Below are 26,300 nucleotides of genomic sequence, written 5' to 3'. Positions count from 1 at the left end.
AATGTTTAACTCTTTTACTTTACAGCGAATGAGGGTGGGAATAGCCGGCGGCGCCAAGCATCTGTTCCCAGCGAAGTAACTGTTCGGTCAGCAGCAGCTCGCGATTGACGCCCACCACGCTGAGCAGCTGATGGCGGCAGTTCAGCCACTGCTGCACGATCTGCTGCAGCGAGGCGCTGCTCAGCAGGCTGGCCAGCTGATGCACCAGCGGTTGCTGATCCTGATTCAATACATACTGATGCGCGCCCTGCTGCCACTTCATCGCGTCCACCAGCAGCGCGCACAGCCAGTGTAGGCGCTCGGCGACGTCTTCATGGTTCAACACCGGCAGCAGCGACAGCATATCGCGCTGCGGCAGCGCGGCGCTCAACGCGGCGCACAGGGCGCTGCGCTGTTGCCACTGCTGCGGCTGCAACAGCTGTTCGGCGGCCAGCGGCGCGCCGTCGTGCAGGCGCAGCGCCGTGAGGCGGTCCGTCTGAGAGCCGGCCGCCTGTCGGCCCAGCCACTGCAGGCTGAGCTGCTCATCCGGGCTGGCCAAATGCCAATACAGGCAGCGGCTGCGCAGCGTCGCCATCAGCCGCGACGGCTCACGGCAACCCAGCAGAAAATAGGTTTTCTCCGGCGGCTCTTCCAGCGTTTTAAGCAGCGCGTTGGCCGCCGCCTCGGTCAGCTGTTCCGCCTGCGGCAGCCAAATCACTTTAGCGCCGCCCTGCTGGGCGTGGGCGTACAGCGTTTCAATCACCTGACGGATCGGCTCAATGCCCAGGCTGCTCTTGCCCTTTTCCGGCGCCAGCACGTGATAATCCGGGTGGTTCCCCGCCAGCATCAGCCGGCAGCTGTGGCACTCGCCGCAGCTTTTTTCACCGTTGCGCTGCTGGCAGATCAACCAGCGGCTCAGGCCGTAGGCTAGCGCGTCGTCACCGTTGCCCGCCGCCGCGTGCAGCAGCAGCGCATGATGGCCGCGGCCGTCGGCGTACTGCCCAACCAGCTGGCGATAAGGGCCGTTCAGCCACGGGTACCAGTTCATTATGCGCCTTCCTGCTGCCGCAGCCAGTGGCCGACGCAGTCACGGATCGCCGCGGTCACCTGCTCCAGCGGCTGGGCGGCGTCGACGGTGACGATGGTTTTATCCTGCGCCGCCAGCTCGAGATAGCGAGCGCGGGTGCGCTCGAAGAACGGCAGCGCCTCCTGTTCGATGCGATCCAACTGACCGCGCGCCTGTGCGCGTTGCAGGCCGACCAGCGGCGGCAGATCGAGATACACCGTCAAGTCCGGGCGAAAATCCCCCAGCACGGTGTCGCGCAGCGAGCTCATCAGCTGCGGATCCACGCCGCGGCCGCCACCCTGGTAAGCCTGTGAAGAGAGATCGTGGCGATCGCCCACCACCCAGGCGCCGCGCGCCAGGGCCGGTTTAATCACGGTTTCCACCAGCTGCACACGCGCGGCGTACAGCATCAATACTTCGGCCTTGATGGTCGGCAATTCGCCGTCGATGCCGCGCTTGAACAGATCGCGCAGCTTCTCCGCCAGCGGCGTGCCGCCCGGCTCGCGGGTGAAGACGATGTCGCTGACGCCGTGTTCGCGCAGCACATTGACCACCGTATCGCGCGCGGTGGTTTTACCCGCGCCTTCCAGCCCTTCGATAACAACGAATTTACTTTTCATTCTTTTCCTTTAACGCCTGACGGTACACGCGCACCGCCTGGTTATGGCTCGCCAGATTGGTGGTGAAGGTATGCCCACCCTTGCCGTCGGCGACAAAATAGAGATAAGGCGTTTTGGCCGGATTGGCGGCCGCCTGCAGCGAGGCCTCCCCCGGCATGGCGATCGGCGTTGGCGGCAGGCCGGCGATCACATAGGTGTTGTACGGCGTCGGCGTCTCCAGATCCTTGCGCGTGATGTTGCCATTATAGCTTTCGCCCATGCCGTAGATCACCGTCGGATCGGTCTGCAGGCGCATGCCGATGCGCAAGCGGTTGACGAACACCGACGCGACCTTGCTGCGCTCTTCCGGCACCGCGGTCTCTTTCTCGACGATCGAGGCCATGGTCAGCAGGTCTTCCGGCGTTTTATACGGCAGGCTGGTGTCTCGGCCGGCCCAGGCGGCCTGCAGCGCTTTGTTCATGCGCACGTGTGCGCGTTTGAGCAGCGCGATGTCGCTCATACCGGCGGTATACTGATAGGTATCCGGGTACAAATGCCCTTCCGGCGTTTCTCCCGCAGGAATGCCAAGCGCTGCGGCAATCTCCGCTTCGCTCTTGCCCGCCAGAGTGTGTTTCAGGTATTTGGACTGCTGCAGCACCTGCTGCCAGTCACGCAGGCGTGAGCCTTCGATAAAGCGTGCGGTGAACTGCGCCTCTTTGCCGCTGGCCAACAGTTTCAGCATCTGGCGCACCGTCATGCCCGGCGTGAACCGGTAGGTACCGGCTTTAAACTCCGCCAACTCCGGCTCCAGCTTCAGCAGCCACTGGAACCAGCGCCCGTTGCGCACCAGTTTATCGCGCACCAGTAGCCCTTCCAGCGCTACCCGGCCGGTGCCGGCCGGCAGTTTGAAGATGGTTTCTTGCTGGATAGCCAGCGGCGTATCGGCAAAGCGTTCGATCTTCTGGTAGCCCCAAAACAGCAGCGCCAATACCAGAACAACAATAACAGACAGGACCTTCAGCTTTCTTTTCTTCATCAATCAGCCATGGTTAACAGTGTGGACGCAAAAAATCATACAGCTGGCGCGAAGCATAACGCCATGATTGCGCAGCGTTTACCGGCAGCAGCGGCATCAGCGCATTGCTCACCAGCACTTCGTCGGCATCGGCCAGCGTCTCCAGCGGTTCACTGACGCACTGCAGACGGTATTCCGAGCCCGCCAGCAGCGCGATCACCCGCCGCCGCATCAGGCCCGCGACGCCGGCCTGGCTCAGATCCGGGGTAAATACCGCTTTTCCCTTACGCCAGAACAAATTAGCCGCACAGCATTCCACCAGCATACCGGCAGTGTCAAGCACCAGCGCCTCGTCGGCGGCCGTCTGGTCAAGATGCGCGCGGATCAGCACCTGCTCCAGGCGATTCAAATGCTTCAACCCCGCCAGCAACGGATTGCGCGCCAGCGCCACCGGGCTGAGCGCAAGCGTGATGCCCTGCTCGCGCCACTGCAAATAGTGCGCAGGGTAGCTGCTGCGGGCGACGATACGCGTCGGGTTTTCGCATCCCGTCGGGCTGTAACCCCGCCCGCCGCTGCCGCGCGTCAGTATCGCTTTGACCACGCCGAGTGGAATTGATTCGGCCGCCAGCGCCATCTCCCGCTCGAAAGCCAGCCAATCGGTGGCAGGCAGCATCAGCCGCTGCGCCGCTTGCTGCAGCCGCTCCAGATGCCAGGGCAGCAGCTCGATGTTACCGTCGATAACCCGGGCGGTAGTAAAGCAGCCATCGCCGAACTGCAGGCCACGATCGCTCGGCGCCAGCGCATCGTGGCGTTGTCCGTTAATCCAGTACATGCTTCCTCCTGTTGCCGGGTTATCTCATTACGCTCGCAGGATAGCAGGCGGCGAGACGATACGCAGCCCCACCGGCGGCCAAACGGCGGGCGTAAAAAAGCCCGGTTAAAAAACCGGGCTTTTCGTCAGCTATCCGCAGCGCGAGTTACACTCGGCGGAAGATCAGCGAGCCGTTGGTGCCGCCGAAGCCGAAAGAGTTACACAGGGTGAACTCCATATCGCTGACCTGGCGCGCTTCGTGAGGCACGAAGTCCAGATCGCAACCTTCATCCGGGTTATCCAGGTTGATGGTTGGCGGTACCGCCTGATCGCGCAGCGCCAGCACGGTGAAGATAGACTCGATCGCGCCTGCCGCACCCAACAGGTGGCCAGTCATCGATTTGGTCGAACTCACCAGCACGCGGTGGGCATCGGCGCCGAAGACGGATTTCACCGCCTGCGCTTCCGCCTGGTCACCCGCCGGCGTAGAGGTGCCGTGCGCATTGATGTAGCCGATTTGTGACGGGGTCACACCGGCGTCAAGCAGGGCATTTTCCATCGCCAGCGCAGCGCCTGCGCCGTTTTCCGGCGGCGACGTCATGTGATAAGCATCGCTGCTCATCCCAAAGCCCACCACTTCGGCGTAGATTTTCGCGCCGCGTTTTTTCGCGTGCTCGTACTCTTCCAGCACCATCATGCCGGCGCCGTCGCCCAGCACGAAGCCGTCGCGATCTTTATCCCACGGACGGCTCGCCGCCTGCGGGTTGTCATTACGGGTGGACAGGGCGCGCGCTGCGCCAAAGCCGCCGACGCCCAATGGGGTGCTGGCTTTCTCTGCCCCACCGGCCAGCATCACGTCAGCATCATTGTAAGCAATGATACGCGCCGCATGGCCGATGTTGTGCACACCTGAAGTACAGGCGGTGGCGATGGAAATGCTTGGGCCACGCATGCCGTACATGATTGTCAGGTGGCCTGCAATCATATTCACGATGGTGGATGGCACGAAGAACGGACTGATTTTCCGTGGGCCACCGTTAACCAGTGAACTGTGGTTTTCTTCGATCAAACCCAGGCCGCCGATGCCGGAACCGATCGCGGCTCCAATGCGGGTGGCGTTAGCCTCGGTGATGTCCAGGCCTGCATCCTGCATGGCTTGCATGCCGGCAGCGATACCGTACTGGATAAAGGCGTCCATCTTGCGCGCATCTTTGCGAGAGATGAAATCCTCAGAATTAAAATTCTTTACCAGGCCAGCAAACTTGGTCGCATAGGCAGTGGTATCGAAATGGTCGATCAGGCTGATGCCACTCTGACCGGCAAGAAGAGCGTTCCACGTGGACTCTACCGTATTGCCGACAGGAGACAACATGCCCAGTCCGGTCACAACTACTCGACGCTTAGACACGTTTGTCCTCCAGGGAGGGAAAAATATGACACTAGGGATAGAAAAAACTTAGGCGGTCGAACGACCGCCTAGATATGTTCTCTTACTGCTGGCTAGCGTTGATGAAATCAATAGCTGCCTGAACAGTAGTGATCTTCTCAGCTTCTTCGTCTGGAATCTCGGTGTCGAATTCTTCTTCCAGTGCCATTACCAGCTCAACGGTGTCAAGAGAATCAGCGCCCAGATCTTCAACGAAAGAAGCGTTGTTCAAAACTTCTTCCTGTTTAACACCCAGTTGCTCAACAATGATTTTCTTAACGCGTTCTTCGATAGTGCTCATACTCTTAAATTTCCTATCAAAACTCGCTTTCGCGATGGTTTTCGTAGTGTATAAAATGCTGAAAAAGATGCAACTAAATCCCGGCTGGTCAAACCACGATTTTACGCTATTTTGCGGTTTTTGCCTCAAATAACGCAAATGGTTTTCACATTTTTTAAATCATGTACATGCCGCCATTGACATGTAACGTTTCACCGGTGATATAGCCGGCCTCATCAGAGGCCAAAAATGCAACAGCGCTGGCGATTTCTTTAGCATCGCCCAGCCGGTTGGCTGGAACTGATGACAAAATGCCTGCGCGTTGATCATCTGTCAACGCCCGTGTCATGTCCGTCTCAATAAAGCCAGGTGCCACGACGTTGACCGTAATGCCACGCGAAGCAACTTCACGTGCCAAAGATTTGCTAAAACCAATCAAACCGGCTTTAGCCGCCGCGTAGTTCGCCTGCCCTGCGTTCCCCATGGTGCCGACAACGGAACCGATGGTGATGATACGGCCAAACCGCTTTTTCATCATAGCGCGCATTACCGCTTTTGACAGGCGGAATACGGAAGTCAGGTTGGTGTCGAGGATATCCTCCCACTCGTCATCCTTCATACGCATCAGCAGGTTATCACGCGTGATGCCGGCATTATTCACTAAAATGTCGATTTCGCCAAATTCGGCGCGAATCGATGCCAGCACGCTGTCGATAGATTGCGCATCAACAACGTTCAACATAAACCCTTTACCGTTTGCGCCCAGGTAGCTGCTGATCGCTTCAGCGCCGCTCTCGCTGGTTGCGGTGCCGATCACTTTGGCGCCGCGTGCCACAAACGTTTCTGCAATAGCTCGGCCAATACCGCGGCTCGCGCCGGTGACCAGAACGATTTTACCTTCGAAGCTCATCATTTTCCTCTTTATTGTTCAAGCGCCGCCGACAGGCTGGCGGTGTCGTTCACCGCCGCAGCCGTCAGGGTGTCAACAATACGTTTAGTCAGGCCGGTCAGCACTTTGCCCGGCCCCACTTCCAGCAGCGACGTCACTCCCTGTGCTGCGATAAATTCTACGCTCTCGGTCCAACGTACCGGGCTGTACAGCTGACGCACCAGCGCGCTGCGGATCGCTTCCGGATCGTTTTCGGTGCGCACGTCGACGTTGTTCACCACCGGCACCTGCGGCGCGTTGAAGGTGATGTCCTGCAGCGCCACGGCCAGCTTGTCGGCGGCCGGCTTCATCAGCGCGCAGTGCGAAGGCACGCTCACCGGCAGCGGCAGCGCACGCTTGGCGCCGGCGGCTTTGCAGGCGGCGCCTGCGCGCTCAACCGCTTCTTTGTTGCCGGCGATGACCACCTGGCCCGGCGAGTTGAAGTTGACCGGAGAAACCACCTGCCCTTGCGCAGACTCTTCACACGCCTTGGCGATCGCGTCGTTGTCCAGACCGATGATGGCGTACATCGCGCCGGTGCCTTCCGGCACCGCTTCCTGCATCAGCTTGCCGCGCAGCTCGACCAGACGGATCGCCGCCTTGAAGTCCAGCACGCCAGCGCAGACCAGCGCCGAGTATTCGCCCAGGCTGTGACCCGCCATCAGCGCAGGCGCTTTACCGCCCTGCTGCTGCCAAACGCGGAAAATCGCCACCGAGGCGGCCAGCAGAGCCGGTTGGGTCTGCCAGGTTTTGTTCAGCTCTTCCGCCGGGCCTTGCTGCACCAGCTGCCACAGGTCGTAACCCAGGGCGGAAGAGGCCTCGCCGAAGGTTTCTTCGACGATCGGGAACTGTGCGGCCAATTCGGCCAGCATGCCAACGGTCTGTGACCCCTGGCCCGGGAAAACAAAAGCAAATTGCGTCATTTTTTCTTCCTGTCCAAATCAGAAACGAACCAGCGCCGAGCCCCAGGTAAAGCCGCCGCCGAAGGCCTCCAGCAGCACCAGTTGGCCACGCTGAATTCGCCCGTCGCGCACGGCTTCGTCCAGCGCGGAAGGCACCGAGGCGGCAGAGGTGTTGCCGTGACGATCGAGCGTCACCACCACTTTGTCCATTCCCATGCCCAATTTTTTCGCCGTTGCGCTGATGATGCGCAGGTTGGCCTGGTGCGGTACCAGCCAATCCAGCTCGCTGCGGTCCATGTTGTTGGCCTGCAACGTCTCATCGACGATGCGCGCCAGCTCGGTAACCGCAACCTTGAAGACTTCGTTGCCCGCCATGGTGACATAGGCCGGCTTGTCTTGATTCTGACGATCCTTGTACGGCAGCGTCAGCAGGTTGCCGTAGCTGCCGTCGGCATGCAGATGGGTAGACAGAATGCCCGGCGCTTCAGAAGCCCCCAGCACCACCGCCCCTGCGCCATCGCCAAACAGAATGATGGTGCCGCGATCTTCAGGATCCAGCGTGCGCGACAAGACGTCCGCGCCGATAACCAGCGCATGTTTGACCGCGCCGTTTTTCACGTACTGATCGGCCACGCTGAGCGCGTAAGTGAAGCCGGCGCAGGCCGCAGCCAGATCGAACGCCGCGCAGTCTTTGATGCCCAGCATTTGCTGCACCAGGCACGCCGCGCTCGGGAACGCGTGAGTGGTCGAGGTGGTCGCCACGACGATCAGCCCAATGTCTTCTTTAGCCACACCTGCCATTTCCAGCGCTTTCTCAGCGGCCTGGAAGCTCATCGTCGCAACGGTTTCATCCGCAGCGGCGATGCGACGTTCGCGGATACCGGTACGCGTGACGATCCACTCGTCAGAGGTATCCACCATTTTTTCCAAATCAGCATTGGTGCGCACTTGTACGGGCAAATAACTCCCCGTACCGAGAATCTTTGTATACATGTACGATCAGTCACTCTTAGGTAATACAGCCTCAAGGCGCGCAGCAATCCTTTCCGGGACTTGCCGCTGCACCGCCTGCACAGCCTGTTCGATTGCGACTGCAAACGCGTGAGGGTTCGCAGCGCCGTGGCTCTTGACTACGGTGCTGCGCAATCCTAACAGACATGCGCCATTATACTGGTCGGGGTTCAGGTGGCCGAACCGCTTAACCACCCGTTTTTGCAACCAACGGCCCAACAATTTCAGCCACCACGCTTGCTTGTTTCCGTCGCCGGACGATTTCAGCAGCGATAAGAACACCCTGACCACCCCTTCCATGGTTTTCAGGGTGACGTTGCCCACGAAGCCATCGCAAACCAACACGTCGGTCTTGCCGGTGAGCAGTTCGTTTCCTTCCAGGTAACCAATATAGTTGATTGCCGGAGTATTTTTTAGCACAGCGGCCGCTTCGCGGATATTATCCAGGCCTTTGGTCTCTTCTTCGCCAATATTCAGCAGCGCCACCCGCGGTTGCGCAATGCCGATCACCTCTTCCGCCATCACCGCGCCCATCACGGCAAACTGCACCAGCATGGTGCTGTCGCACTCGACGTTGGCGCCCAGATCCAGCACCACGGTTTTACTGCGTTGCTGATTCGGGATAGCCGTCATCAGCGCCGGGCGTTCGATGCCCTCCAGCGGCTTGACCAACAGCTTCGCCAATCCCATCAGCGCACCGGTATTGCCGGCGCTGACGCAGCCCTGCGCTTTGCCACTGCTGAGCTGCTCGAGCGCAATGCGCATCGACGTGCCGCGGCTGGCGCGTATCGCTTGTGAAGGTTTGGCGTCGCCGGCGATCACGGACTCGGCGGGCACGATTTGCAGACGCTCCAGAAGAACCGGATCGGCGTGGGCAAGCAAAGGGGAGATGACGTCGGGATTGCCGACCAGCAGGAGATGAAGCTGTAGATTAGAGGCCAGTGCCTGCAACGAAGCAGGCACTGTGACGCAGGGACCGAAGTCCCCGCCCATTGCATCTAACGCCAGGGTTAGACGAGTCAAGGTATCGCTACTTAGCCGATAACCTTGCGACCGCGGTAGAAACCGTCGGCAGTGATGTGGTGACGACGGTGAGTTTCACCGGATACTTTGTCTACAGACAGAGTAGTCGTGGTCAGAGCATCGTGAGAACGACGCATGCCACGCTTGGAACGGGTTGGTTTATTCTGTTGTACGGCCATGGACCTTACTCCTCAATTACTTACGCTTTAAACTGGCTAATACGGCAAACGGATTCGGTTTCTCCGCCTCGGGAGGCAGTTGGCCGAATACCATGTCCGCTTCGGACACTTCACAGTGTTCAGATTCATGTACCGGAACGACAGGCAGTGAAAGAATAATTTCGTCTTCAATCATTGCCAACAGATCGACTTCGCCAAACTCGTCAACTTCGATCGGTTCGTACGCTTCCGGTAATGCCTCAGCCTGCTCATCATTGACGACCGGGCTAAAACAATATGTTGTGTGAACCTGATGTTCGAACGGGACTCCACAGCGTTGGCACATCAACGTTACCGTGACGTCCGCATGCCCTGTTATCACCGCGAGGCGCTGATTGTCGATATTGAACGACAACGACACCTCGACATCACTGTCCACACTGACCACGGAGTCGGCAACACGAGTAACCTGCTCAGGCGCATAGACACCAGCATAGTCCAGGCGTTTCTGAGCGGTACGTACCGCATCAATGGTCAAGGGTAATTTTACCTTTTGCATAGGGCGCGCATATTAACTTTGTAACGACATAGAGTCAAAGAAAAAGGCCGTAAAACGGCTCCTTTCACCAATATTCGCTTCCACAGCGGCCGACAGTTTAAAATGCCGTACCCATTTACGCTACGGTTTGCGAAAAAAATTATGCAGAGATTGCTTTTAGCCTCCACCTCCCCCTATCGAAAAATGCTGCTGGAGAAGCTGCAGCTGCCCTTCGACTGCGCCGCACCCGAGGTGGATGAAACCCCACTGCCGGGTGAAACCGCCGAAGCGCTGGTGCTGCGCCTGGCGGCGGCGAAGGCTCAGGCGCTGGCCCTCGCCTATCCCGAGCATCTGATCATCGGCTCCGATCAGGTCTGCGTGATCGATGGCAACATCACCGGCAAGCCCCATACCGAGGAGAACGCCCGGGCGCAGCTGCGCCAGGCCAGCGGCCAGGCCGTGACTTTTTATACCGGCCTGGCGCTGTACAACGGCCGTAGCAAGCAGCTGCAGGCCCTGTGCGAGCCGTTCCACGTGCATTTTCGCGCGCTGAGCGAAACGGAGATCGCTGCCTATGTTCGCCTGGAGCAACCGCTGAACTGCGCAGGCAGTTTTAAGAGTGAAGGATTGGGGATCGCACTGTTCGACAGGCTGGAAGGCCGGGACCCGAACGCCCTGATCGGCCTGCCGTTGATCGCGCTGTTGGAGATGTTGCGGGCTGAGGAGATCAACCCGCTGGTCTGACGCGGATTACTTGGCCGCCTGCCGGCGCAGCACCTGCAGGCAGTGGCGCAGCTCTTCGTCCATCGGCGCTTCGATGCGCATCGTTTCGCCGGTGGATGGATGCTCAAAGCGCAGCGCCGCGGCATGCAGGAACAGCCGCTTCAGGCCGGTACCCGCCAGCTGGCGATCGAACTCGCGGTCGCCATAGCGATCGTCAAAGGCGATCGGGTGCCCGGCATGCAGCGTGTGCACGCGGATCTGGTGAGTGCGCCCGGTTATCGGGCTGGCCTTCACCAGGGTGGCGAATTCGTAACGCTCTTCCACCTTGAAGCGGGTTTCCGAAGGCTTGCCTTCGCTACTGACGCGCACGATGCGCTCACCGCTTTGCAGAATGTTTTTCAGCAGCGGCGCCTGTACGGCCTTGCAGTGGGACTGCCACTGGCCGCGCACCAGCGCCAGATAATCCTTCTGCATCCCCTTCAGCCGCAGCTGTTCGTGCAGCGAGCGCAGCGCGGAGCGCTTCTTGGCCACCAGCAGCACACCGGAGGTGTCGCGATCCAGACGGTGCACCAGCTCGAGGAAACGGGCTTCCGGGCGCAGCGCGCGCAGCCCTTCGATCACGCCGAAGCTCAGGCCGCTGCCGCCATGCACCGCGGTGCCGGAGGGCTTGTTGAGGATCAGCAGGTGGTCGTCTTCATAAAGGATGCAGTCGGCCAATGCGGCTACCTTATCCAGCTTGGCCGACACCGGCGTTTCTTCGCGCTCGGCTACCCGCACCGGCGGCACGCGCACCACGTCGCCGGCCGCCAATTTGTATTCGACCTTGATGCGTCCTTTATTGACCCGCACCTCGCCCTTACGCACGATGCGATAAATCATGCTCTTCGGCACGCCTTTCAGGCGAGCGAGCAGAAAGTTGTCGATTCTCTGACCGGCTTCGTCGTCGGAAATCGTGATGAATTGTACTGCTGGATTGTTCGTTTTCATGGTGCGGGATTCTAAATAGAGCGCGTGAATAGCGCCACATCTTTTTCTGTGCTTAACTGTCTCTCTGACGGCGGGCGAAACCCCAGCGGACAATAAGGCAGCAAGCCGATTTGAACGTTTGCGATTTCTTCCGCAGTTAAGGAAAAGTCACCTTGCTATAACGGCATCAGCAGTGGAATAATGCAGTCACTTTCCGCGTTGATTCTCGTTAAACAGGGAAAACGGTGGAATTATAAAATTTGTCTGATCGCGCAAAAACGCAGCAATGGCGTAAGACGTAATGCGAAATCAAACAATTAGCGGGCTGCGGGTTGCAGCTTGGCCGGCAAATGGAATCAGATCTGTCGACGTAAATCAGAGGCTATTCCCCTAGTAAAAGTGCTGTCTTTCACAAAGAAAAGCAGGCTTACCGAGATAATGCGCCCCTATGCAGGCGACAACCGTGAGGTTGACGGCTTTGCGAGAAGACACGGGGCTTTCGGTTTAACTCCGGCCATGAGGTTATTTTGCCCGCAGCTTTGTCGATAATGTAAAAATAACGAGTAAGTTAAGATGAAAAGAATGTTGATTAACGCAACTCAGCAGGAAGAGTTGCGTGTTGCCCTCGTAGATGGACAGCGGCTGTATGATTTGGATATCGAAAGTCCGGGTCATGAGCAGAAAAAAGCGAATATTTACAAAGGCAAAATCACCCGCATTGAACCAAGTCTTGAAGCAGCGTTCGTGGACTACGGCGCAGAACGACATGGTTTCCTCCCCCTTAAAGAAATCGCCCGCGAATACTTCCCTAGCAATTACTCTTCCCATGGCCGCCCGAACATCAAAGATGTGCTGCGCGAAGGCCAGGAAGTCATCGTTCAGGTAGACAAAGAAGAACGTGGCAACAAAGGCGCCGCCTTGACCACCTTCATCAGCCTGGCGGGCAGCTATCTGGTTCTGATGCCGAACAACCCGCGTGCCGGTGGCATTTCCCGCCGCATCGAGGGCGACGATCGCACCGAGCTGAAAGAAGCGCTCTCCTCGTTGCAACTGCCGGACGGCATGGGCCTGATCGTTCGCACCGCGGGCGTAGGCAAATCCGCCGACGCGCTGCAGTGGGATCTCTCCTTCCGTCTCAAGCACTGGGAAGCGATTAAAAAAGCCGCCGAAGGCCGCCCTGCGCCGTTCCTGATCCACCAGGAAAGCAACGTTATCGTGCGCGCCTTCCGCGATTACCTGCGCCCGGACATCGGCGAAATCCTGATCGACAACCCGAAAATTCTCGATCTGGCCAAAGAGCACATCGCTGCGCTGGGCCGCCCGGATTTCAGCAGCAAAATCAAACTGTACAGCGGTGAAATCCCTCTGTTCAGCCACTACCAGATCGAATCGCAGATCGAATCCGCCTTCCAGCGCGAAGTGCGCCTGCCGTCCGGCGGCTCGATCGTCATCGACAGCACCGAAGCGCTGACCGCCATCGACATCAACTCCGCCCGCGCAACCCGCGGCGGCGACATCGAAGAGACGGCGTTCAACACCAACCTGGAAGCGGCGGACGAGATCGCTCGCCAGCTGCGCCTGCGTGACCTTGGCGGCCTGATCGTCATCGACTTCATCGACATGACGCCGGTTCGCCACCAGCGCGAAGTGGAAAACCGCCTGCGCGACGCCGTGCGCCAGGACCGCGCGCGCATCCAGATCGGCCGCATTTCCCGTTTCGGCCTGCTGGAAATGTCCCGTCAGCGCCTCAGCCCGTCGCTGGGCGAGTCCAGCCACCACGTGTGCCCACGCTGTAACGGCACCGGCACCATCCGTGACAACGAATCGCTGGCGCTGTCCATCCTGCGCCTGATCGAAGAAGAAGCGCTGAAGGAAAACACCAAAGAAGTTCACGCTATCGTGCCGGTTCAGGTCGCTTCGTACCTGCTGAACGAAAAGCGCGAATCCGTCAGCGCGATCGAAAAACGCCAGGGCGGCGTGAAAGCCGTCATCGTGCCGAACGATCAGATGCAAACCCCGCACTACTCGGTGCTGCGTGTGCGTAAAGGTGAGGAAACCTCTACTCTGAGCTACCTGCTGCCGAAGCTGCATGAAGAAGACATGGAGCGCCCGCTGGAAGATGCGCCGATGGAACGCAAGCGTCCGGAGCAACCGGCCCTGGCTTCCTTCTCCCTGTCCGCCGATGCGCCGCCGCCGGCTGAAGAAGCTGTCGCCGTGGCCAAGCCTGCCGCTGCCGCCGCCAAGGCTCAAGCCGCAGCGCCGGTCGCCGCCAAGCCGGGCTTCCTGGGCCGCCTGTTCGGGGGGCTGAAGAGCCTGTTCGCCGGTGAAGAACAACCTGCCGTCGAAGAAGCCAAACCGGCCGAAACGCCGAAGGCGGAAGGCAACGGTGAAAACCGTCGTCAGGATCGTCGCGGTCAGCGCCGTCAAGGCACCGGCCGTAAAGAGCGCGGTGAGCGTGGCGATCGTCCGGAACGCGGCGAGCGTAAAGAGCGCGGTGAAGGCCGTGACAATCGCGAGCGCGACAACCGTGAACCGCGTGAGAACCGTGAAGGCCGTGAATCGCGTGAATCCCGCGATGAACAGCGCCGTAACCGCCGCAACCAGCAGCAGAACGCACCGGTCGCTGAGGAAACCGCCTCGGAAGAAAGCGCTAAAGCGCCGCGCGAAGATCAGCAGCAGCGTCGTGAGCAACGTGCTGAACGCCAGCGTCGTCGTCAGGAAGAGAAGCGCCAGGCTCAGCAGGAAGTGAAAGCGCTGGAAAGCGTTGAAGCGGTCGAGAGCACCGACGAAGAGCAGGAAGAACGCCAGCAGCAGAACATGCAGCGCCGTCAGCGCCGCCCTCTGTCGCAGAAAGTGCGCATCCTGTCTGCGGAAGAAGAACTGCAGCGTGCAGCGGAAGAGCTGTTGGCACCGAAAGCGCCGGTCGCGAAAGCCGCCGACGCACAGCCGACCGCCGACGACAGCGTCAAGCTGCTGCCGGAAACCGTTGCCGTTCAGCCGGAAGACGATGCCCAGGGCGAAAACCGCGGCAACGGCGAAGGCATGCCGCGTCGCTCCCGTCGTTCACCGCGTCACCTGCGCGTCAGCGGCCAGCGCCGCCGCCGTTACCGTGATGAGCGTTACCCGCTGCAATCCCCAATGCCGCTGGCGGGCGCGTTCGCTTCGCCGGAAATGGCGTCGGGCAAAGTCTGGGTAAGCTACCCGGTTGCTCAGGTTGAAGAAGCCGAAGTGCAGGCCGAAGTCGTAGAACAGGCAGCGGCACCGGTTGTCGCCGCAGCGGTTGAACAACACAGCGCTGCCGTGGAAGAAACTCAGGCTGCGGCCAGCGTCAACGAGCCGGCTCCAGAAGCCGCCGTTGAAACTGCAGCCGTCACCGTAACGGAAGAAGAAGCTGCAGCCGTGGCGCCGGTCGTTGCCACCCCGGCCGAGGAAACCCCGGCGCCGGTGGAAGCCGCACCGGCACCTGCCGCAGTTGAAGAACCGAAAGCGGAAGAGACTGCCCCGGCAGTGGAAGCCGAGCCGGTAGCTGAAGCCGTAACTGCAGAACCTGTGGTTGAAGCCAAGCTGGTGGAAGAGAAGCCTGTGGTCGAAACTGCACCGGCAGAAGCCACGCCAGCGGAAGAAACGCCAGTGGCAGAAGCCGCACCTGCGCCAGCCGCCGTAGAAGCCGCTCCGGTCGAAAAAGTCCCAGCGCCAATCGCCGCGGAACCTGCGCCTGTGGTTGCTCAGCAGCCGGCACCGGTGAAAGCCGTGCAGGACGTGCTGTACAAACACATCGCCACTGCGCCGATGACCAAAGCGCCTGCGCCGGCCTACGTGCCGGAAGAACGCAAGCACAGCGACTGGCAGCGCCCTTCCTTCAACTTTGAAGGCAAAGGCTCGGCAGGCGGCCATTCGGCGGTGAGCCAGGCGACCGCGCCGGCCACCAAGCCACAGCCGGTTAACGAATGAGTTAATCTGCAACCCTAAAAAAAACCCGCCATCGGCGGGTTTTTTCTTGCCTGTAAAAAGGCTCAGGCTATCTTTTTCAGTTTCTTGATGTCCAAAACGTCCAACTTGCCGTCAAGCCGGCTGACGAACTGCTGAAAATGCGCCGTCTCATTATGCTTATCCAGCGCTTCGCTGCTGGCCCAACGCTCAAAGAACACGAAGACGCCCGGCTTTTCCAGATCGCGATGTAAATCATACTGCAGGTTGCCCAACTCCTGGCGGCTCGGCTCGATAATATCGTGCACCGCTTCGCTGACGGCGGCTTCAAATCCCGCTTTCGCTTGCAGGGTGGCGATAACGCGTACTTCCATTGCTTTCTCCCTTTCCACTTGATGAAGGTCGACGGTATTGGCGTCGGCATCGTTGAAATCTCTGCCACTATGCGCCCGCCGCCCTATTGATTTCAACTTGTCGCCAACAAACAGATGCATCTCAGGCACTTTCCGCTTATCCTTACACCCCGGCGTGAATAAACCCATTATTCGCTTTTCATTAGACGTATTTGACCGCCGGAGCCTAGCTAGATGACCGCACAACCTCAAGTTCTGAAAATCCGCCGCCCAGACGACTGGCATATCCACCTGCGTGATGACGAGATGCTGAAAACGGTGGTGCCCTATACCAGCCAGGTATTTGGCCGGGCGATCGTGATGCCGAACCTGGTTCCCCCCGTAACGACCGTGGCCGCCGCGCGCGCCTACCGCGATCGCATTCTGGCGGCGGTCCCGCAGGGCCACAACTTCACTCCGCTGATGACCTGCTACCTCACCAACTCCCTGGCGGCCAGTGAACTGGTCAACGGCTTCGAGCAAGGGGTGTTTACCGCCGCCAAGCTGTATCCGGCCAACGCTACGACCAACTCCAGCCACGGCGTCAGCGACGTGACCGGCATTTACCCGCTGTTCGAACAGATGCAAAAAATCGGCATGCCGCTGCTGATCCACGGCGAAGTGACCGATCCTGCCGTCGATATTTTCGACCGCGAGGCGCGCTTTATCGAACAGGTCATGGAACCTATCCGCCGCCAGTTCCCAGAGTTGAAGATCGTCTTCGAGCACATCACCACCAAAGAAGCGGCGCAATATGTGCAGGCAGGCAATCGTTTCCTCGGCGCCACCATCACGCCACAGCACCTGATGTTCAACCGCAACCACATGCTGGTGGGCGGCATTCGCCCACACCTGTTCTGCCTGCCGATCCTCAAGCGCAATGTCCACCAGGAAGCGCTGCGTCAGGCGGTCGCCAGCGGTTCGGATCGTTTCTTCCTCGGCACCGACTCCGCGCCGCATCTCAAGCACCGCAAAGAATCCAGCTGTGGCTGCGCCGGCTGCTTCAACGCGCCGAATGCCATCCCGGCTTACGCTGCCGTGTTCGAACAACTCGGCGCGTTGGAGCACTTTGAAGCCTTCTGCTCGCTCAACGGTCCACGCTTCTATGGTCTGCCGCTCAACGAAGACTTCATCGAGCTGCAGCGCGTGCCGACCACCCAACCGGAAGAGATCGCCCTGGGCAATGAATCCGTGATCCCCTTCCTGGCCGGTGAAACCCTGAACTGGTCGCTGAAAGACTGATATTTTTGCTTCGCCCTCTTGCTCCCGCACCCGGTTAACTGTATAAATAAACAGTAAATCGCTTCGGGGGCAATTATGCGTGTTGAAGTCACTATAGATAAAACCCGGCCGCTGCCGGCGGGTGCCATTGAGGCGCTGACCGGCGAACTGGGCAAGCGGGTCAATCGCCAGTTTCCAGACGCCGTCGTGCAAGTACGTTATGCCGGCGCCAACGGCCTCTCCGTGCTGGGAGGCGCCAAAACCGACCGGGATCTGATCGAGGAAATCCTTCAGGAAACCTGGGAAAGCGCGGACGAGTGGTTCAGCGCAGAATAACACTGCAATGCTGTTTTTGCCGGGGGTCGCTCTCCGGCTTTTTTGTTTCTGGCGCCCTGCCCATTCATCGCTTACCCTTACTTTGGAACAAAATCCGCCTCAGCGCTGTATTTAACGCAAAGGAGTAAGCATGGCCCCGGACAAGGTGAAATCCGAAGACGCGATGACGTTTGGTGAATTGCTGGCGCTGATTGCCGATCAGAAAAGGCGCCTGAACGTATTGGAAGTGGCTTTCTCTTATCTGGCCTTCAGCCTGGATGACAAAGCCAACCAACTGCTGATCCACAGCCTGAAGCTGGAATCGCACAGCCAAAACCGCGACGCCGAAACGCAGAAACATTTCGCCCATTTGGCCGAAGAGCTGGAAAAATGCCTGCACGGTTCACCGCCGCCAGCCGGCGCGGAATAATGCCCTGCGCTTTATTCATCCAAAAATTCGCATACCGGTTTGTAGAATAATTGTTCAAATAAATATTTATTTTGCAAATTTCGGTGACAACCCCCTCCACCGATGAAAGCGGATGCGTATACTGTAATTGCTCTCATGATGATGAGCCGCATTGATCCTCGTTAGTCACTCACGGTAGTTACTACTCAATAAGGGGTCTTTATGGACAGAAATGATGAAGTAATTCAGACGCACCCGCTTGTCGGTTGGGATATCAGTACTGTCGACGTTTACGACGCCATGATGATACGCCTTCATTACCTGTCTTCACTAGACCAAACGCCAGAAGAAGCCCAAGTAGACAGAACGCTTTGGCTGACCACAGATGTCGCCCGTCAATTAATCAATATCTTAGAGGCCGGCATCGCCAAGATTGAAGCTACGGATTACCAGGATCTTGATCGCAGAAAACATTGATTCATCGTCCCCTAACCCCTGAGGCGCCGCGACCCATTCCCGGCGCCTTTTTCTTTGCCTTTCGCCGTTCAATCAGTGCATTGCGCTCGGCAACCTTTTATCATGGGGCGATAAGAAATCGCTATCAGAGAGGGTGGGGCACGTGGAATATGATTTGATTGTGGTGGGCAGCGGTTCAGTCGGCGCGGCGGCAGGGTATTACGCTACCCGGGCCGGCTTGAAAGTGCTGATGATCGACAGCGCCATTCCCCCGCACCGCAACGGCAGCCATCACGGCGATACCCGCATAATCCGTCACGCTTACGGCGAAGGTGAAAAGTACGTGCCGCTGGTGCTGCGCGCACAGGCGTTGTGGAATGCGCTGATTCAACAATCCGGCGAGGAACTGTTCCAGTCGTGCGGCGTGCTCAATTTGGGGCCGCAGCACTCCGAATTCATTCACAATGCTCAGCAGAGCGCGCAGAAATTCCGCCTGAACGCACAAACCCTCAGTGCCGAACAGATCGCTCAACGCTGGCCGGAATTCCGCGCGCCAGACGGTTACGTCGGCGTTTTCGAGCCGGATGCCGGCTTCTTGCGCTCCGAGCTGGCGGTGGCCAGCCTGATCAAGCTGGCGAAAGAGGCCGGCTGCAGCCAGCTGTTCAACTGCCCGGTCAGCGCGGTGGAGCCTATCGATGGTGGCGTTGCAGTCGTCACCGGCGAAGGGCGTTTCACGGCGCGAAAAGCCGTGGTCACCGCCGGCACCTGGGTGAAAGCGCTGTTGCCGCAGCTGCCGATTGCGCCATTGCGCAAGGTTTTCTCCTGGCATCAGGCGGACGGCCGCTACAGCGTGAACAATCGCTTCCCGGCCTTTACCGTCGAAGCGCAGGACGGCACGCACTATTACGGCTTCCCGGCGGATAACGACGGCCTGAAAGTGGGTAAACACGACGGTGGGCAGCCGATGGACGCCCCCGAGCAGCGCAAACCCTTCGGTAGCTACGCCAGTGACGGCACCGAAGTTTTCTCCTTCCTGCGGCAGTTTTTGCCGGGTGTAGGCGTATGTTTACACGGCGAAGCCTGCAGTTATGACATGAGCCCCGACGAAGACTTTATTATCGATACCCTGCCGGAGTGCGATCGCCTGATGGTCATCAGCGGATTGAGCGGCCACGGCTTCAAGTTCGCCAGCGCGCTGGGTGAGATTGCCGCCCTGTTCGCGCAGGACAAAGCGCCGCCGGTCGACGTCGCCAGCTTTGGTCTGAAACGATTTAGCTAAGCGAAGGATTTCTCTGTCCAGGTTGCCGTCGTGCCCTGGACAGCAAAATTTGGCAGTTACAATTTATTAACCTGCTAACTCTTTTAAATACCAAGTAAAAATTCTGATAACGGAAATTTCTTGCATTCAGCATTTGAATTTCCGAATTGAACACTTGCAGTGTAAGTCCTATTTTACAGAAGATATGCTCCATCGGCTTTCAACAAGGACGTCACCATGAAACTACTTGTCGTGGACGAATGCTGCTTCACCCGGGTCGGTATAGCCAGCTACTTTGCTGATAGTGGGATTACAACGATCAAGTGCTGCCACAGCATTGAGTACGCTACGCCGCTGTTGGCCAGCTTTCAGCCGAGCCACATTCTGGTGAACCTCAGCAACCAGTGCCGCTATAACGAAGCGGACGCACAGCTGCTGGCGTTTATGGAAGCCAGTCAGTCTGCCTTGCTGTTTATCTATCTCGATACGCCTTACCCCTACAGCGAAACGCCAATGCGCATCGCCGATAACGCGTTCCTGTTCAATAAAAGCATTCTGCCACTCACCTTGCGCACGCTGCGCGAAAATCCGCTGGCGCTGGCCGATGACGGCGAAGAGCGTTCCCTGTTCAGCCCGCAGGAACTGACGGTGATGAAATATTGGATGGCAGAAATGCCCAACTACCGCATCGCGAAAAAGCTGCAGATCAGCTCGCATACGGTGTATGTGCACAAGCGTCACATCACGGAGAAGATCAACGCGCGCAACCGGCTGGAGTTCTACTCGCTGTATAACGTGCTGCGTTATTTCTACCCGCCCAGCGCACCAACGAATTCGACGCCGCTGGCGCTGCTGGCGGTGTAACATCAAGCCTGCGATAACGCAGGCTTTTTTATCGCCACTCTTCCAGCGCTCACGCGCGCCCCGCTATAAAAGGTGCCGAGAAAAGGACTATAATCAAAGGTCTCTTTCTTCAGGCGGCTGAAATGTTAAACCGAATACTGGCGGCTATCGTCAACAACGTGCGTGAGCACCTGGTGCTGTATCTTTGTCTGTGGCTGGTGCTGCTGGCGCTGGATGTCTATTTTTTCTTCGTGATGTAACCCATGCCGTCGTCATTTCCCCGATTGAGCTTCAGCCGCTTCGGCGATCCCGCCCAGGTGCTGGCGCTGCAGCAGACGAGCAGGCCGCCGCTGCGCCCCGGCCGGCTGCTGCTGCAGATGCGCTATGCCCCGATCAACCCTTCCGACCTGATCCCGATTCACGGCCAATACGCGCACCGCATCGCCCTGCCGCAGGTGCCTGGCTATGAAGGCGTAGGCGTCATCGTCGATCCGCAAAGCGGACGCTCGACCGGCCGACGCGCACTGGCGGTAGCGGGTGACGGCAGCTGGCAAACCTTCGTCACGCTGCCTGAAGAACGGGTGGTCTGGGTACCGGACGACATCGACGACGCCAGCGCGGCGCAAATCTATATCAACCCGCTCACCTGCTGGGTGCTGCTGACGCAATGGCTGCCGCTCAACGCCGGCGACGTGCTGCTGCTCAACGGCGGCGGCTCCGCCGTTAGCCTGCTGCTGGCACAGATGACGGCGCTGCGTGGCATTCGTCTGGCGGTGGTGGTGCGCAACCTCACTCATCGCCCGGCGCTGCTGGCCGCCGGTGCCTGGCGCGTTATTGAGGCGCCGCAGCTGGCGCAAATGACCCACTTTGGTGCCCGCGCCGCTATCGACTGCATCGGCGGAGAAGACGGATTGCAGCTGGCGCGGGCGGTTCGCACCGGCGGCGACTTTGTGGCGCTGGGCCTGCTGGGTGGGCGCCAGGTGGACTGGCGGCGCGTGGTGGACGAATTGAAGCTGCGTGCTTCGCTGTTCCACCTGCGTAAATGGAATGCGCAGGCGGCACCGGCGCAGTGGCAAACGGCGTTTTATCAGCTATTCCAGCTGCTGCGGCGCGGCCAGCTGACGCTGCGCCCGCCCGCGGCTATTTACCCTTTATATCAGTACGCAGCGGCGCTGCAACACGCTGCGCAGCCCGGTGTGAACGGCAAAATCTTTCTTACGCCGACGGCATCGGAGATGGTTACGGCGGATGAACTATTATTCAACGGAGTTCCCAATAAATAAAATGCAATGGAGGAAAAGGCGACTTTCCCGATAATGCAAACTTATTAGTGGTGAGATGCCATTTTATTAACACATCGGACATTCTGTATTTATCTGAATTGTCTTAATGCCATCTTCACCAAACCGAATATAACCAAGGCATAGAGTGCCACAGTGAATATCAGCGTACTGAATGTCAGTGGATCTGCGTCCATTTCATAGAAACCTGTTTGATACCTGCCAAAGAGTTGTTGAGAGGTATCGATGATGAGTGACGTTAAGCCATACAGTGGCATCCCATAGCGAGAGAAACAGAAAGCAGTAATGAAACATGCAATATACAGTACTATATTCTTAACGAGCGATGCATTTTTCAAACTTGCTCTCCCCTTGCACATCAACAAAACCATAGGTCATCAACGTACTGCGTGACCCAGGAACTCTAATAAGCTTCATTCCAAGGATGAAGCGACGGACCTTGTAAAACTCCAGACGACTCACAAACGTAATGCACCCTTCACTATAACCGCGGCCATCGGGTCTGAGCGGATGCAATCTAAAACTACCACGTGCGATCCTATTTACAAACATGCTGTCACTCATTGTTTGAGCACTGAACAGAGCTAACCAGTCGCTATGATCGTTTCCTGTGTACTGGTCAAGCACCCACGAACGAACTTGATTGGCTAGACTACCTCTCGGTCTGTCAACCAACCAATAACGACCAACAGGTATTGCACTGTTCTCAATGTAGGTGCAGTTAGGATCATTTGTGTACGGCTGCCTACCAGAAAAAACGGGGAAAGTACCTAGCCCATAGACGTGGAGCTTCGCTTCTCCTCCGTTTTTTGAAAGATCGTTGTAACTCATCCTCATTATCAACATGCACATATCCTTATGCTTGGTACATTTATGTACTCTACCGCTTTTCTTGGTATGTATAACAGTTATCACTGTTCTCGTAAAAGTATTTCACTAGCTATATCATTCGTAATTCCTGTCATTAATCACTACCGCATCATATATATTGAAAATGATATGGATAAAGATAAATTTTACGAACCCTTGGATGCCGCTAATTTACCGAAGTGATATTCCTGTTGTTACCCATATAGTCTTTAGGAGTAAAATAGAAAATCTTTCTGAACTTTGGGTGCTCACAAAATGAAGTGGTTGATTGAATGGCTGGGTAACTCGTTCGCTTACCTAATCCCTATCGTACTCATTATTATCGGCGGGGTTATTTTCGTTTCAGTGTTCCCAAACTCTGGTTTTTACCTCACCCTCATCTGGGCCATTGTCGTTTGTGTCGCCTATGTAAAGTGGTCTAAGTGGTTGTAGTTTTTACTGAATAGCCAATGTTCACAATATGCATTAGCAGTAGAAGCGTTAAGCCACCGTTGGGTGGCTTATTCAAAACTCATTAACAACGCACGGCTCAACGTGGCTACAAGAAATTACCTCACTCCGGCGGCTGACGCGGCGGGCGACCGTCACCCAAAATGACCGCCAGCCGATAGCCGCCCTCGGTAGTCTCCAGCGCGATGCGCGCCACGATTGTCAGCGGCACCGACAGCAGCATGCCGACCGGGCCGAGCAGCCAGCCCCAAAAGATCAGCGACAGGAATACCACCAGCGTCGACAACCCCAGTCCGCGCCCCATCACCCGCGGCTCGAAGATATTGCCGATCACCATGTTGACAGCGATAAAGCCGCCCGCCACCACCAGCGCATCACCCAATCCGTTGAACAGCAGCGCCTGAATCAGCGGCGGAATGGCGGCCAATACCGAGCCGATATTGGGAATATAGTTGAGCAGAAATGCCAGCAGCCCCCAGATAAAGGCGAAGCGTACGCCGACCGCCGCCAGAAAGATCCAGACGATCACCCCGGTGGCCAGGCTAATAATGGTTTTAATCACCAGATAGCGCGTCACGCCGTCCAGCGCCCGCCGCATCGCGGCGAGGCCTTCATTCGGCTTATCCAGCGCCTGCTGCAGTTTATAAGGCAGCAGCTGCACTTCGAACAGCATAAACACCACGGTCATCAGCAGCAGGAAGACGTTGGTCATGGCGCCAGACAGGTGCCCCAGCATGCGGGTAACCAGATTCATCGCCGCGCTGGGATCGACATATTGCAGCATCGCTTCGCTGGAGAGGCTGATATTGAAGCGATCGGCGTAATACTGCAGCTCGCGCAGTTTCTCGATCATCATGCCGCGGTACTGCGGCAGCGAACGGGCGAACTCGTTCAGCGAAGCGCCCAGCATGCCGATGAACAGCATCACGACCACAATCACCGCCGTCACCAGCAGCGTCACCCCGACGATACGCGGTATGCGCTTGCGTTCCAGCATCGCCACCAGCGGGTTCAGCACCATGGCGAGGAACACCGCCAGTAGAAACGGCACCACGATGTCGGCGGCGGCTTTCACCCCAGCCAGAATGATCACCAACATCGCCAGCAGGACGGCCAAACGCAGGCTGTTGTCGGTTACACGGGTTCGGCCCATGACGTTTCCTTGTTATTTCACTGGGTTAACCGGCCATCAAGAGCCGACGCTTGGCGCTAATGGTAGCAAAGTCCGCCGTTATGCCGCAGAGGATTTCGCGTAACCGTTCGAAAAAATTAATCTTTCCACCCTGCTCTTCGCCGCGAGAAATAGGCATAACCTTTGCCAACAAATAATACCACCGAGCAATTTATGGACGGTTTACGTAAAATGACAAAAGCTGACATTAATAGATAATAAGCCTAATTTTCAACAACTAGCATAATCGTTACGTGAAAGAAATAATATCATCTTCAACGATTTATCTGATGAACTCCGAACATCTCAAACAAATTCACTGACTAATATTTCTAAGAAGTAACATAGTTAAATTTATTATTGATTTTATGTTTCCTAAAGTTTAATTATTGCAGCCAGCCAATCGGTAATCGAAGGAAACAGGATGCTCTGGAAAAATACCGCCGATCGTTTCGGCCATGTGTCAGTGTTGATCCACTGGCTGGTGGCGCTGACGGTGTACGGCATGTTCGCACTCGGCCTGTGGATGGTCACGCTGGGCTATTACGACGTCTGGTACCACCAGGCGCCGGAGATCCACAAAAGCATCGGCGCGCTGCTGTTCATCATCATGGTGATCCGCGTGATCTGGCGCTTTGTCTCGCCGCCGCCCAAGCCTCTGGCCAGCTATGGTCGCCTCACTCGCGTCAGCGCCATTCTCGCGCATCTGGCGTTGTACGCCGTGCTGTTCGGCATTCTGATCAGCGGCTATCTGATCTCGACCGCCGACGGCCAACCGATCAGCGTATTCGGCTGGTTCGACGTGCCCGCCACCGTGACCGGCATGGCGAAGCAAGCCGATACCGCCGGCGCCATTCACCTTTACCTGGCCTGGGCCGTGGTAGTGCTCTCGGTACTGCACGGGCTGGCCGCGCTTAAACATCACTTTATCGATCGTGATGTCACTTTGAAACGGATGCTGGGTAGCAGCGCCGATTAACCTTTGGATTTATGGAGATTGCTATGTTGAAAAAGACCGTATTGGGCCTGACCGCAGGCGCCCTGCTGCTGAGCGCCGGTTCCGCACTGGCGGCGGACTACAAGATCGACAAACAGGGCCAGCACGCCTTTATCGAATTCCGCATCCAGCACCTGGGCTACAGCTGGCTGTACGGCAGCTTTAAAGACTTCGACGGCGGCTTCACCTTCGACGAAAAAGATCCGTCCAAGGACAAGGTCAACGTGACCATCAATACCGCCAGCGTCGACACCAACCACGCCGAACGCGACAAGCACCTGCGCAGCGCTGAGTTCCTCAACGTAGAGAAGAACAAGCAGGCCAAGTTTGAATCCACCGAAGTGAAGAAAAGCGGCGACGGTTATGCGGTGGTCGGTAACCTGACGTTGAACGGCGTGACCAAGCCGGTCACGCTGGACGCCAAACTGATTGGCCAGGGCAACGATCCGTGGGGCGGCTACCGCGCCGGCTTTGAAGCCAACGGCAAGATCAAGCTGAAAGACTTCGGCATCACCACCGATCTGGGCCCGGCGTCGCAAGACGTTGAGCTGATCATCTCCGTAGAAGGCGTGCGCGAGAAATAATAAATATCCTCCGGCATAGCCGGAGGTTTTTCATATGCGCCTGTAAGGCTCTCTTACCAGCCGCGCCCTAACAGGCGCATAGCAATCTGACATTTGCGTTTCGACCGTTACTTACGGCCCGTAAACGGGCTGCCTGGATACGGGATCGACAGTTGCTCTCCCAGCTTATCCTGTTCCAACTGATGCTTTATGTAATCCTTTATTTTTGTTGTATTTTTACCCACCGTATCTACGTAGTATCCTCGACACCAGAATTCCCGATTGCGATACTTGTACTTCAGCTCTCCAAATTGCTCGTAAAGCATCAGGCTGCTTTTGCCCTTCTGATATCCCATAAAGCTCGATACACTCACTTTCGGCGGGATCTCCACAAGCATGTGGATATGATCTGGACAGCATTCTGCTTCCAGGATCGCTACGCATTTCCATTCACATAGCTTTCTTAATATGCTGCCTATTGCTCTACGTTTTTCGCTGTAGAACACCTGCCTCCGGTACTTTGGGGCAAATACTATGTGATATTTACAGTTCCATCGCGTGTGCGCTAAGCTCTTTTCGTCCCCCATCGGGACCTCCTTTCGATTCTTCGAATGAACCTTTGCAGTTGCCAGACCGCAAGGTTTTCTAACAAATCAAAAGGGGCTTTAAAAGCATACTCAAAGCTGTAAGCTTTACGGAACC

29 protein-coding genes are annotated in these 26,300 nt (G+C 57.5%); 12 read left to right on the top strand and 17 right to left on the bottom strand.

The genetic code is table 11. From position 1 onward, the window contains the following. Positions 1-19: 19 nt before the first annotated feature. The 12 genes from holB to yceD all read right to left on the bottom strand — a co-directional run bounded on the left by holB (position 20) and on the right by yceD (position 9,757). Positions 20-1,027: a DNA polymerase III subunit delta' gene (gene holB / locus QOL81_RS14710; protein WP_100396546.1), complete on the bottom strand. Its 1,008-nt coding sequence runs from the start codon at positions 1,025-1,027 to the stop codon at positions 20-22. Then, the gene (tmk, locus tag QOL81_RS14705) at positions 1,027-1,665 is read right to left on the bottom strand and encodes a dTMP kinase (protein ID WP_033646442.1); all 639 of its coding nucleotides are present in this window, start codon (positions 1,663-1,665) and stop codon (positions 1,027-1,029) included. The genes holB and tmk overlap by 1 nt, the downstream gene beginning before the upstream one ends. Then, positions 1,655-2,680 carry an endolytic transglycosylase MltG gene (mltG, locus tag QOL81_RS14700; RefSeq protein WP_047727793.1) on the bottom strand — a complete coding sequence of 342 codons (1,026 nt, stop codon included), beginning with the start codon at positions 2,678-2,680 and terminating at the stop codon, positions 1,655-1,657. Before mltG ends, tmk begins: the two co-directional genes overlap by 11 nt. Positions 2,681-2,693: 13 nt before the next feature. Next, positions 2,694-3,491, bottom strand: coding sequence for an aminodeoxychorismate lyase (pabC, locus tag QOL81_RS14695; protein ID WP_060419536.1), 798 nt, complete (start codon positions 3,489-3,491; stop codon positions 2,694-2,696). Positions 3,492-3,636: 145 nt separating this feature from the next. Further along, complete coding sequence (gene fabF / locus QOL81_RS14690) at positions 3,637-4,878, bottom strand: beta-ketoacyl-ACP synthase II (protein ID WP_049197999.1); 1,242 nt, start codon at positions 4,876-4,878, stop codon at positions 3,637-3,639. Positions 4,879-4,960: 82 nt separating this feature from the next. After that, positions 4,961-5,197 carry an acyl carrier protein gene (gene acpP, locus QOL81_RS14685; RefSeq protein ID WP_004719003.1) on the bottom strand — a complete coding sequence of 79 codons (237 nt, stop codon included), beginning with the start codon at positions 5,195-5,197 and terminating at the stop codon, positions 4,961-4,963. Between the two features lie 154 nt (positions 5,198-5,351). After that, positions 5,352-6,086 carry a 3-oxoacyl-ACP reductase FabG gene (gene fabG / locus QOL81_RS14680; protein ID WP_016928193.1) on the bottom strand — a complete coding sequence of 245 codons (735 nt, stop codon included), beginning with the start codon at positions 6,084-6,086 and terminating at the stop codon, positions 5,352-5,354. A gap of 11 nt (positions 6,087-6,097) precedes the next feature. After that, positions 6,098-7,027, bottom strand: coding sequence for an ACP S-malonyltransferase (fabD, locus tag QOL81_RS14675; RefSeq protein ID WP_015377451.1), 930 nt, complete (start codon positions 7,025-7,027; stop codon positions 6,098-6,100). A gap of 18 nt (positions 7,028-7,045) precedes the next feature. Then, entirely contained in the window at positions 7,046-7,999 is a 954-nt protein-coding gene (locus tag QOL81_RS14670) for a beta-ketoacyl-ACP synthase III (RefSeq protein ID WP_060419538.1), read from the bottom strand. A gap of 6 nt (positions 8,000-8,005) precedes the next feature. Beyond that, the gene (plsX, locus tag QOL81_RS14665) at positions 8,006-9,040 is read right to left on the bottom strand and encodes a phosphate acyltransferase PlsX (RefSeq protein WP_169318274.1); all 1,035 of its coding nucleotides are present in this window, start codon (positions 9,038-9,040) and stop codon (positions 8,006-8,008) included. 11 nt (positions 9,041-9,051) lie between these two features. Further along, the gene (gene rpmF / locus QOL81_RS14660) at positions 9,052-9,219 is read right to left on the bottom strand and encodes a 50S ribosomal protein L32 (RefSeq protein ID WP_004927778.1); all 168 of its coding nucleotides are present in this window, start codon (positions 9,217-9,219) and stop codon (positions 9,052-9,054) included. 16 nt (positions 9,220-9,235) lie between these two features. Further along, the gene (gene yceD / locus QOL81_RS14655; RefSeq protein ID WP_004927780.1) at positions 9,236-9,757 is read right to left on the bottom strand and encodes a 23S rRNA accumulation protein YceD; all 522 of its coding nucleotides are present in this window, start codon (positions 9,755-9,757) and stop codon (positions 9,236-9,238) included. Positions 9,758-9,898: 141 nt separating this feature from the next. Between yceD and QOL81_RS14650 the strand changes: the two genes are divergently transcribed. Continuing rightward, positions 9,899-10,480 carry a Maf family protein gene (locus tag QOL81_RS14650; RefSeq protein ID WP_075335116.1) on the top strand — a complete coding sequence of 194 codons (582 nt, stop codon included), beginning with the start codon at positions 9,899-9,901 and terminating at the stop codon, positions 10,478-10,480. Between the two features lie 6 nt (positions 10,481-10,486). Here the strand turns inward: QOL81_RS14650 and rluC are convergent, their stop codons facing one another. Then, complete coding sequence (gene rluC, locus QOL81_RS14645) at positions 10,487-11,446, bottom strand: 23S rRNA pseudouridine(955/2504/2580) synthase RluC (RefSeq protein ID WP_038875510.1); 960 nt, start codon at positions 11,444-11,446, stop codon at positions 10,487-10,489. A gap of 552 nt (positions 11,447-11,998) precedes the next feature. Here rluC and rne point away from each other — a divergent pair. Next, the gene (gene rne / locus QOL81_RS14640; RefSeq protein ID WP_072265401.1) at positions 11,999-15,376 is read left to right on the top strand and encodes a ribonuclease E; all 3,378 of its coding nucleotides are present in this window, start codon (positions 11,999-12,001) and stop codon (positions 15,374-15,376) included. A 62-nt stretch (positions 15,377-15,438) separates the two neighbouring features. On the opposite strand, the gene QOL81_RS14635 is transcribed toward rne, so the two are convergent. Further along, complete coding sequence (locus QOL81_RS14635) at positions 15,439-15,726, bottom strand: putative quinol monooxygenase (protein WP_015377446.1); 288 nt, start codon at positions 15,724-15,726, stop codon at positions 15,439-15,441. Positions 15,727-15,939: 213 nt separating this feature from the next. Here QOL81_RS14635 and pyrC point away from each other — a divergent pair, with 213 nt between their 5' ends. The 8 genes from pyrC to QOL81_RS14595 all read left to right on the top strand — a co-directional run bounded on the left by pyrC (position 15,940) and on the right by QOL81_RS14595 (position 21,529). Further along, on the top strand, positions 15,940-16,986 hold the full coding sequence (gene pyrC / locus QOL81_RS14630) for a dihydroorotase (protein WP_038875502.1): 1,047 nt from the start codon (positions 15,940-15,942) through the stop codon (positions 16,984-16,986). Between the two features lie 75 nt (positions 16,987-17,061). Continuing rightward, positions 17,062-17,301: a DNA damage-inducible protein I gene (gene dinI, locus QOL81_RS14625; protein WP_038875499.1), complete on the top strand. Its 240-nt coding sequence runs from the start codon at positions 17,062-17,064 to the stop codon at positions 17,299-17,301. 130 nt (positions 17,302-17,431) lie between these two features. Next, on the top strand, positions 17,432-17,710 hold the full coding sequence (locus QOL81_RS14620) for a hypothetical protein (RefSeq protein WP_038875495.1): 279 nt from the start codon (positions 17,432-17,434) through the stop codon (positions 17,708-17,710). Positions 17,711-17,911: 201 nt separating this feature from the next. After that, positions 17,912-18,166 (top strand): biofilm formation regulator BssS, encoded by a 255-nt coding sequence (gene bssS / locus QOL81_RS14615; protein ID WP_004927812.1) that lies wholly within the window; start codon positions 17,912-17,914, stop codon positions 18,164-18,166. Between the two features lie 142 nt (positions 18,167-18,308). Next, positions 18,309-19,424, top strand: coding sequence for an N-methyl-L-tryptophan oxidase (solA, locus tag QOL81_RS14610; RefSeq protein ID WP_197827429.1), 1,116 nt, complete (start codon positions 18,309-18,311; stop codon positions 19,422-19,424). Between the two features lie 216 nt (positions 19,425-19,640). Next, on the top strand, positions 19,641-20,267 hold the full coding sequence (locus QOL81_RS14605) for a LuxR C-terminal-related transcriptional regulator (protein WP_038875489.1): 627 nt from the start codon (positions 19,641-19,643) through the stop codon (positions 20,265-20,267). 122 nt (positions 20,268-20,389) lie between these two features. Further along, positions 20,390-20,506 carry a DUF2770 family protein gene (locus QOL81_RS14600; protein ID WP_004927822.1) on the top strand — a complete coding sequence of 39 codons (117 nt, stop codon included), beginning with the start codon at positions 20,390-20,392 and terminating at the stop codon, positions 20,504-20,506. A 3-nt stretch (positions 20,507-20,509) separates the two neighbouring features. Continuing rightward, a complete protein-coding gene (locus tag QOL81_RS14595) occupies positions 20,510-21,529 on the top strand; it encodes a zinc-dependent alcohol dehydrogenase family protein (RefSeq protein WP_060419546.1) in 1,020 nt (339 codons plus the stop codon). Between the two features lie 333 nt (positions 21,530-21,862). Here the strand turns inward: QOL81_RS14595 and QOL81_RS14590 are convergent, their stop codons facing one another. Together QOL81_RS14590 and QOL81_RS14585 are read right to left on the bottom strand one after the other, a co-directional pair. After that, positions 21,863-22,378 (bottom strand): DUF2778 domain-containing protein, encoded by a 516-nt coding sequence (locus tag QOL81_RS14590; protein ID WP_230200972.1) that lies wholly within the window; start codon positions 22,376-22,378, stop codon positions 21,863-21,865. A 592-nt stretch (positions 22,379-22,970) separates the two neighbouring features. Beyond that, positions 22,971-24,020, bottom strand: coding sequence for an AI-2E family transporter (locus QOL81_RS14585; RefSeq protein WP_197757974.1), 1,050 nt, complete (start codon positions 24,018-24,020; stop codon positions 22,971-22,973). 442 nt (positions 24,021-24,462) lie between these two features. On the opposite strand from QOL81_RS14585, the gene QOL81_RS14580 reads away from it, so the two are divergent. Next, a complete protein-coding gene (locus QOL81_RS14580) occupies positions 24,463-25,017 on the top strand; it encodes a cytochrome b (RefSeq protein ID WP_169318261.1) in 555 nt (184 codons plus the stop codon). A 23-nt stretch (positions 25,018-25,040) separates the two neighbouring features. Next, a complete protein-coding gene (locus tag QOL81_RS14575) occupies positions 25,041-25,619 on the top strand; it encodes a YceI family protein (RefSeq protein WP_016928208.1) in 579 nt (192 codons plus the stop codon). Between the two features lie 107 nt (positions 25,620-25,726). Here the strand turns inward: QOL81_RS14575 and tnpA are convergent, their stop codons facing one another. After that, positions 25,727-26,185, bottom strand: coding sequence for an IS200/IS605 family transposase (tnpA, locus tag QOL81_RS14570; RefSeq protein WP_060422544.1), 459 nt, complete (start codon positions 26,183-26,185; stop codon positions 25,727-25,729). Positions 26,186-26,300: the final 115 nt, after the last annotated feature.

It is taken from the genome of Serratia sp. CC22-02, from assembly GCF_900182895.1.
GTDB classification, from domain to species: domain Bacteria; phylum Pseudomonadota; class Gammaproteobacteria; order Enterobacterales; family Enterobacteriaceae; genus Serratia; species Serratia nevei.
Note: the sequence above shows the minus strand (reverse complement) of the source record. Positions and strands in the feature narration are given on the sequence as shown.

Bases quoted from the DNA above. Each gene is read 5' to 3' on its own strand.
- holB (WP_100396546.1), bottom strand. From the start codon at position 1,027: ATGAACTGGTACCCGTGGCTGAACGGCCCTTATCGCCAGCTGGTTGGG.
- tmk (WP_033646442.1), bottom strand. From the start codon at position 1,665: ATGAAAAGTAAATTCGTTGTTATCGAAGGGCTGGAAGGCGCGGGTAAA.
- mltG (WP_047727793.1), bottom strand. From the start codon at position 2,680: ATGAAGAAAAGAAAGCTGAAGGTCCTGTCTGTTATTGTTGTTCTGGTA.
- pabC (WP_060419536.1), bottom strand. From the start codon at position 3,491: ATGTACTGGATTAACGGACAACGCCACGATGCGCTGGCGCCGAGCGAT.
- acpP (WP_004719003.1), bottom strand. From the start codon at position 5,197: ATGAGCACTATCGAAGAACGCGTTAAGAAAATCATTGTTGAGCAACTG.
- fabG (WP_016928193.1), bottom strand. From the start codon at position 6,086: ATGAGCTTCGAAGGTAAAATCGTTCTGGTCACCGGCGCGAGCCGCGGT.
- fabD (WP_015377451.1), bottom strand. From the start codon at position 7,027: ATGACGCAATTTGCTTTTGTTTTCCCGGGCCAGGGGTCACAGACCGTT.
- QOL81_RS14670 (WP_060419538.1), bottom strand. From the start codon at position 7,999: ATGTATACAAAGATTCTCGGTACGGGGAGTTATTTGCCCGTACAAGTG.
- rpmF (WP_004927778.1), bottom strand. From the start codon at position 9,219: ATGGCCGTACAACAGAATAAACCAACCCGTTCCAAGCGTGGCATGCGT.
- yceD (WP_004927780.1), bottom strand. From the start codon at position 9,757: ATGCAAAAGGTAAAATTACCCTTGACCATTGATGCGGTACGTACCGCT.
- QOL81_RS14650 (WP_075335116.1), top strand. From the start codon at position 9,899: ATGCAGAGATTGCTTTTAGCCTCCACCTCCCCCTATCGAAAAATGCTG.
- rluC (WP_038875510.1), bottom strand. From the start codon at position 11,446: ATGAAAACGAACAATCCAGCAGTACAATTCATCACGATTTCCGACGAC.
- rne (WP_072265401.1), top strand. From the start codon at position 11,999: ATGAAAAGAATGTTGATTAACGCAACTCAGCAGGAAGAGTTGCGTGTT.
- QOL81_RS14635 (WP_015377446.1), bottom strand. From the start codon at position 15,726: ATGGAAGTACGCGTTATCGCCACCCTGCAAGCGAAAGCGGGATTTGAA.
- pyrC (WP_038875502.1), top strand. From the start codon at position 15,940: ATGACCGCACAACCTCAAGTTCTGAAAATCCGCCGCCCAGACGACTGG.
- dinI (WP_038875499.1), top strand. From the start codon at position 17,062: ATGCGTGTTGAAGTCACTATAGATAAAACCCGGCCGCTGCCGGCGGGT.
- QOL81_RS14620 (WP_038875495.1), top strand. From the start codon at position 17,432: ATGGCCCCGGACAAGGTGAAATCCGAAGACGCGATGACGTTTGGTGAA.
- bssS (WP_004927812.1), top strand. From the start codon at position 17,912: ATGGACAGAAATGATGAAGTAATTCAGACGCACCCGCTTGTCGGTTGG.
- QOL81_RS14605 (WP_038875489.1), top strand. From the start codon at position 19,641: ATGAAACTACTTGTCGTGGACGAATGCTGCTTCACCCGGGTCGGTATA.
- QOL81_RS14600 (WP_004927822.1), top strand. From the start codon at position 20,390: ATGTTAAACCGAATACTGGCGGCTATCGTCAACAACGTGCGTGAGCAC.
- QOL81_RS14595 (WP_060419546.1), top strand. From the start codon at position 20,510: ATGCCGTCGTCATTTCCCCGATTGAGCTTCAGCCGCTTCGGCGATCCC.
- QOL81_RS14590 (WP_230200972.1), bottom strand. From the start codon at position 22,378: ATGAGTTACAACGATCTTTCAAAAAACGGAGGAGAAGCGAAGCTCCAC.
- QOL81_RS14585 (WP_197757974.1), bottom strand. From the start codon at position 24,020: ATGGGCCGAACCCGTGTAACCGACAACAGCCTGCGTTTGGCCGTCCTG.
- QOL81_RS14580 (WP_169318261.1), top strand. From the start codon at position 24,463: ATGCTCTGGAAAAATACCGCCGATCGTTTCGGCCATGTGTCAGTGTTG.
- QOL81_RS14575 (WP_016928208.1), top strand. From the start codon at position 25,041: ATGTTGAAAAAGACCGTATTGGGCCTGACCGCAGGCGCCCTGCTGCTG.
- tnpA (WP_060422544.1), bottom strand. From the start codon at position 26,185: ATGGGGGACGAAAAGAGCTTAGCGCACACGCGATGGAACTGTAAATAT.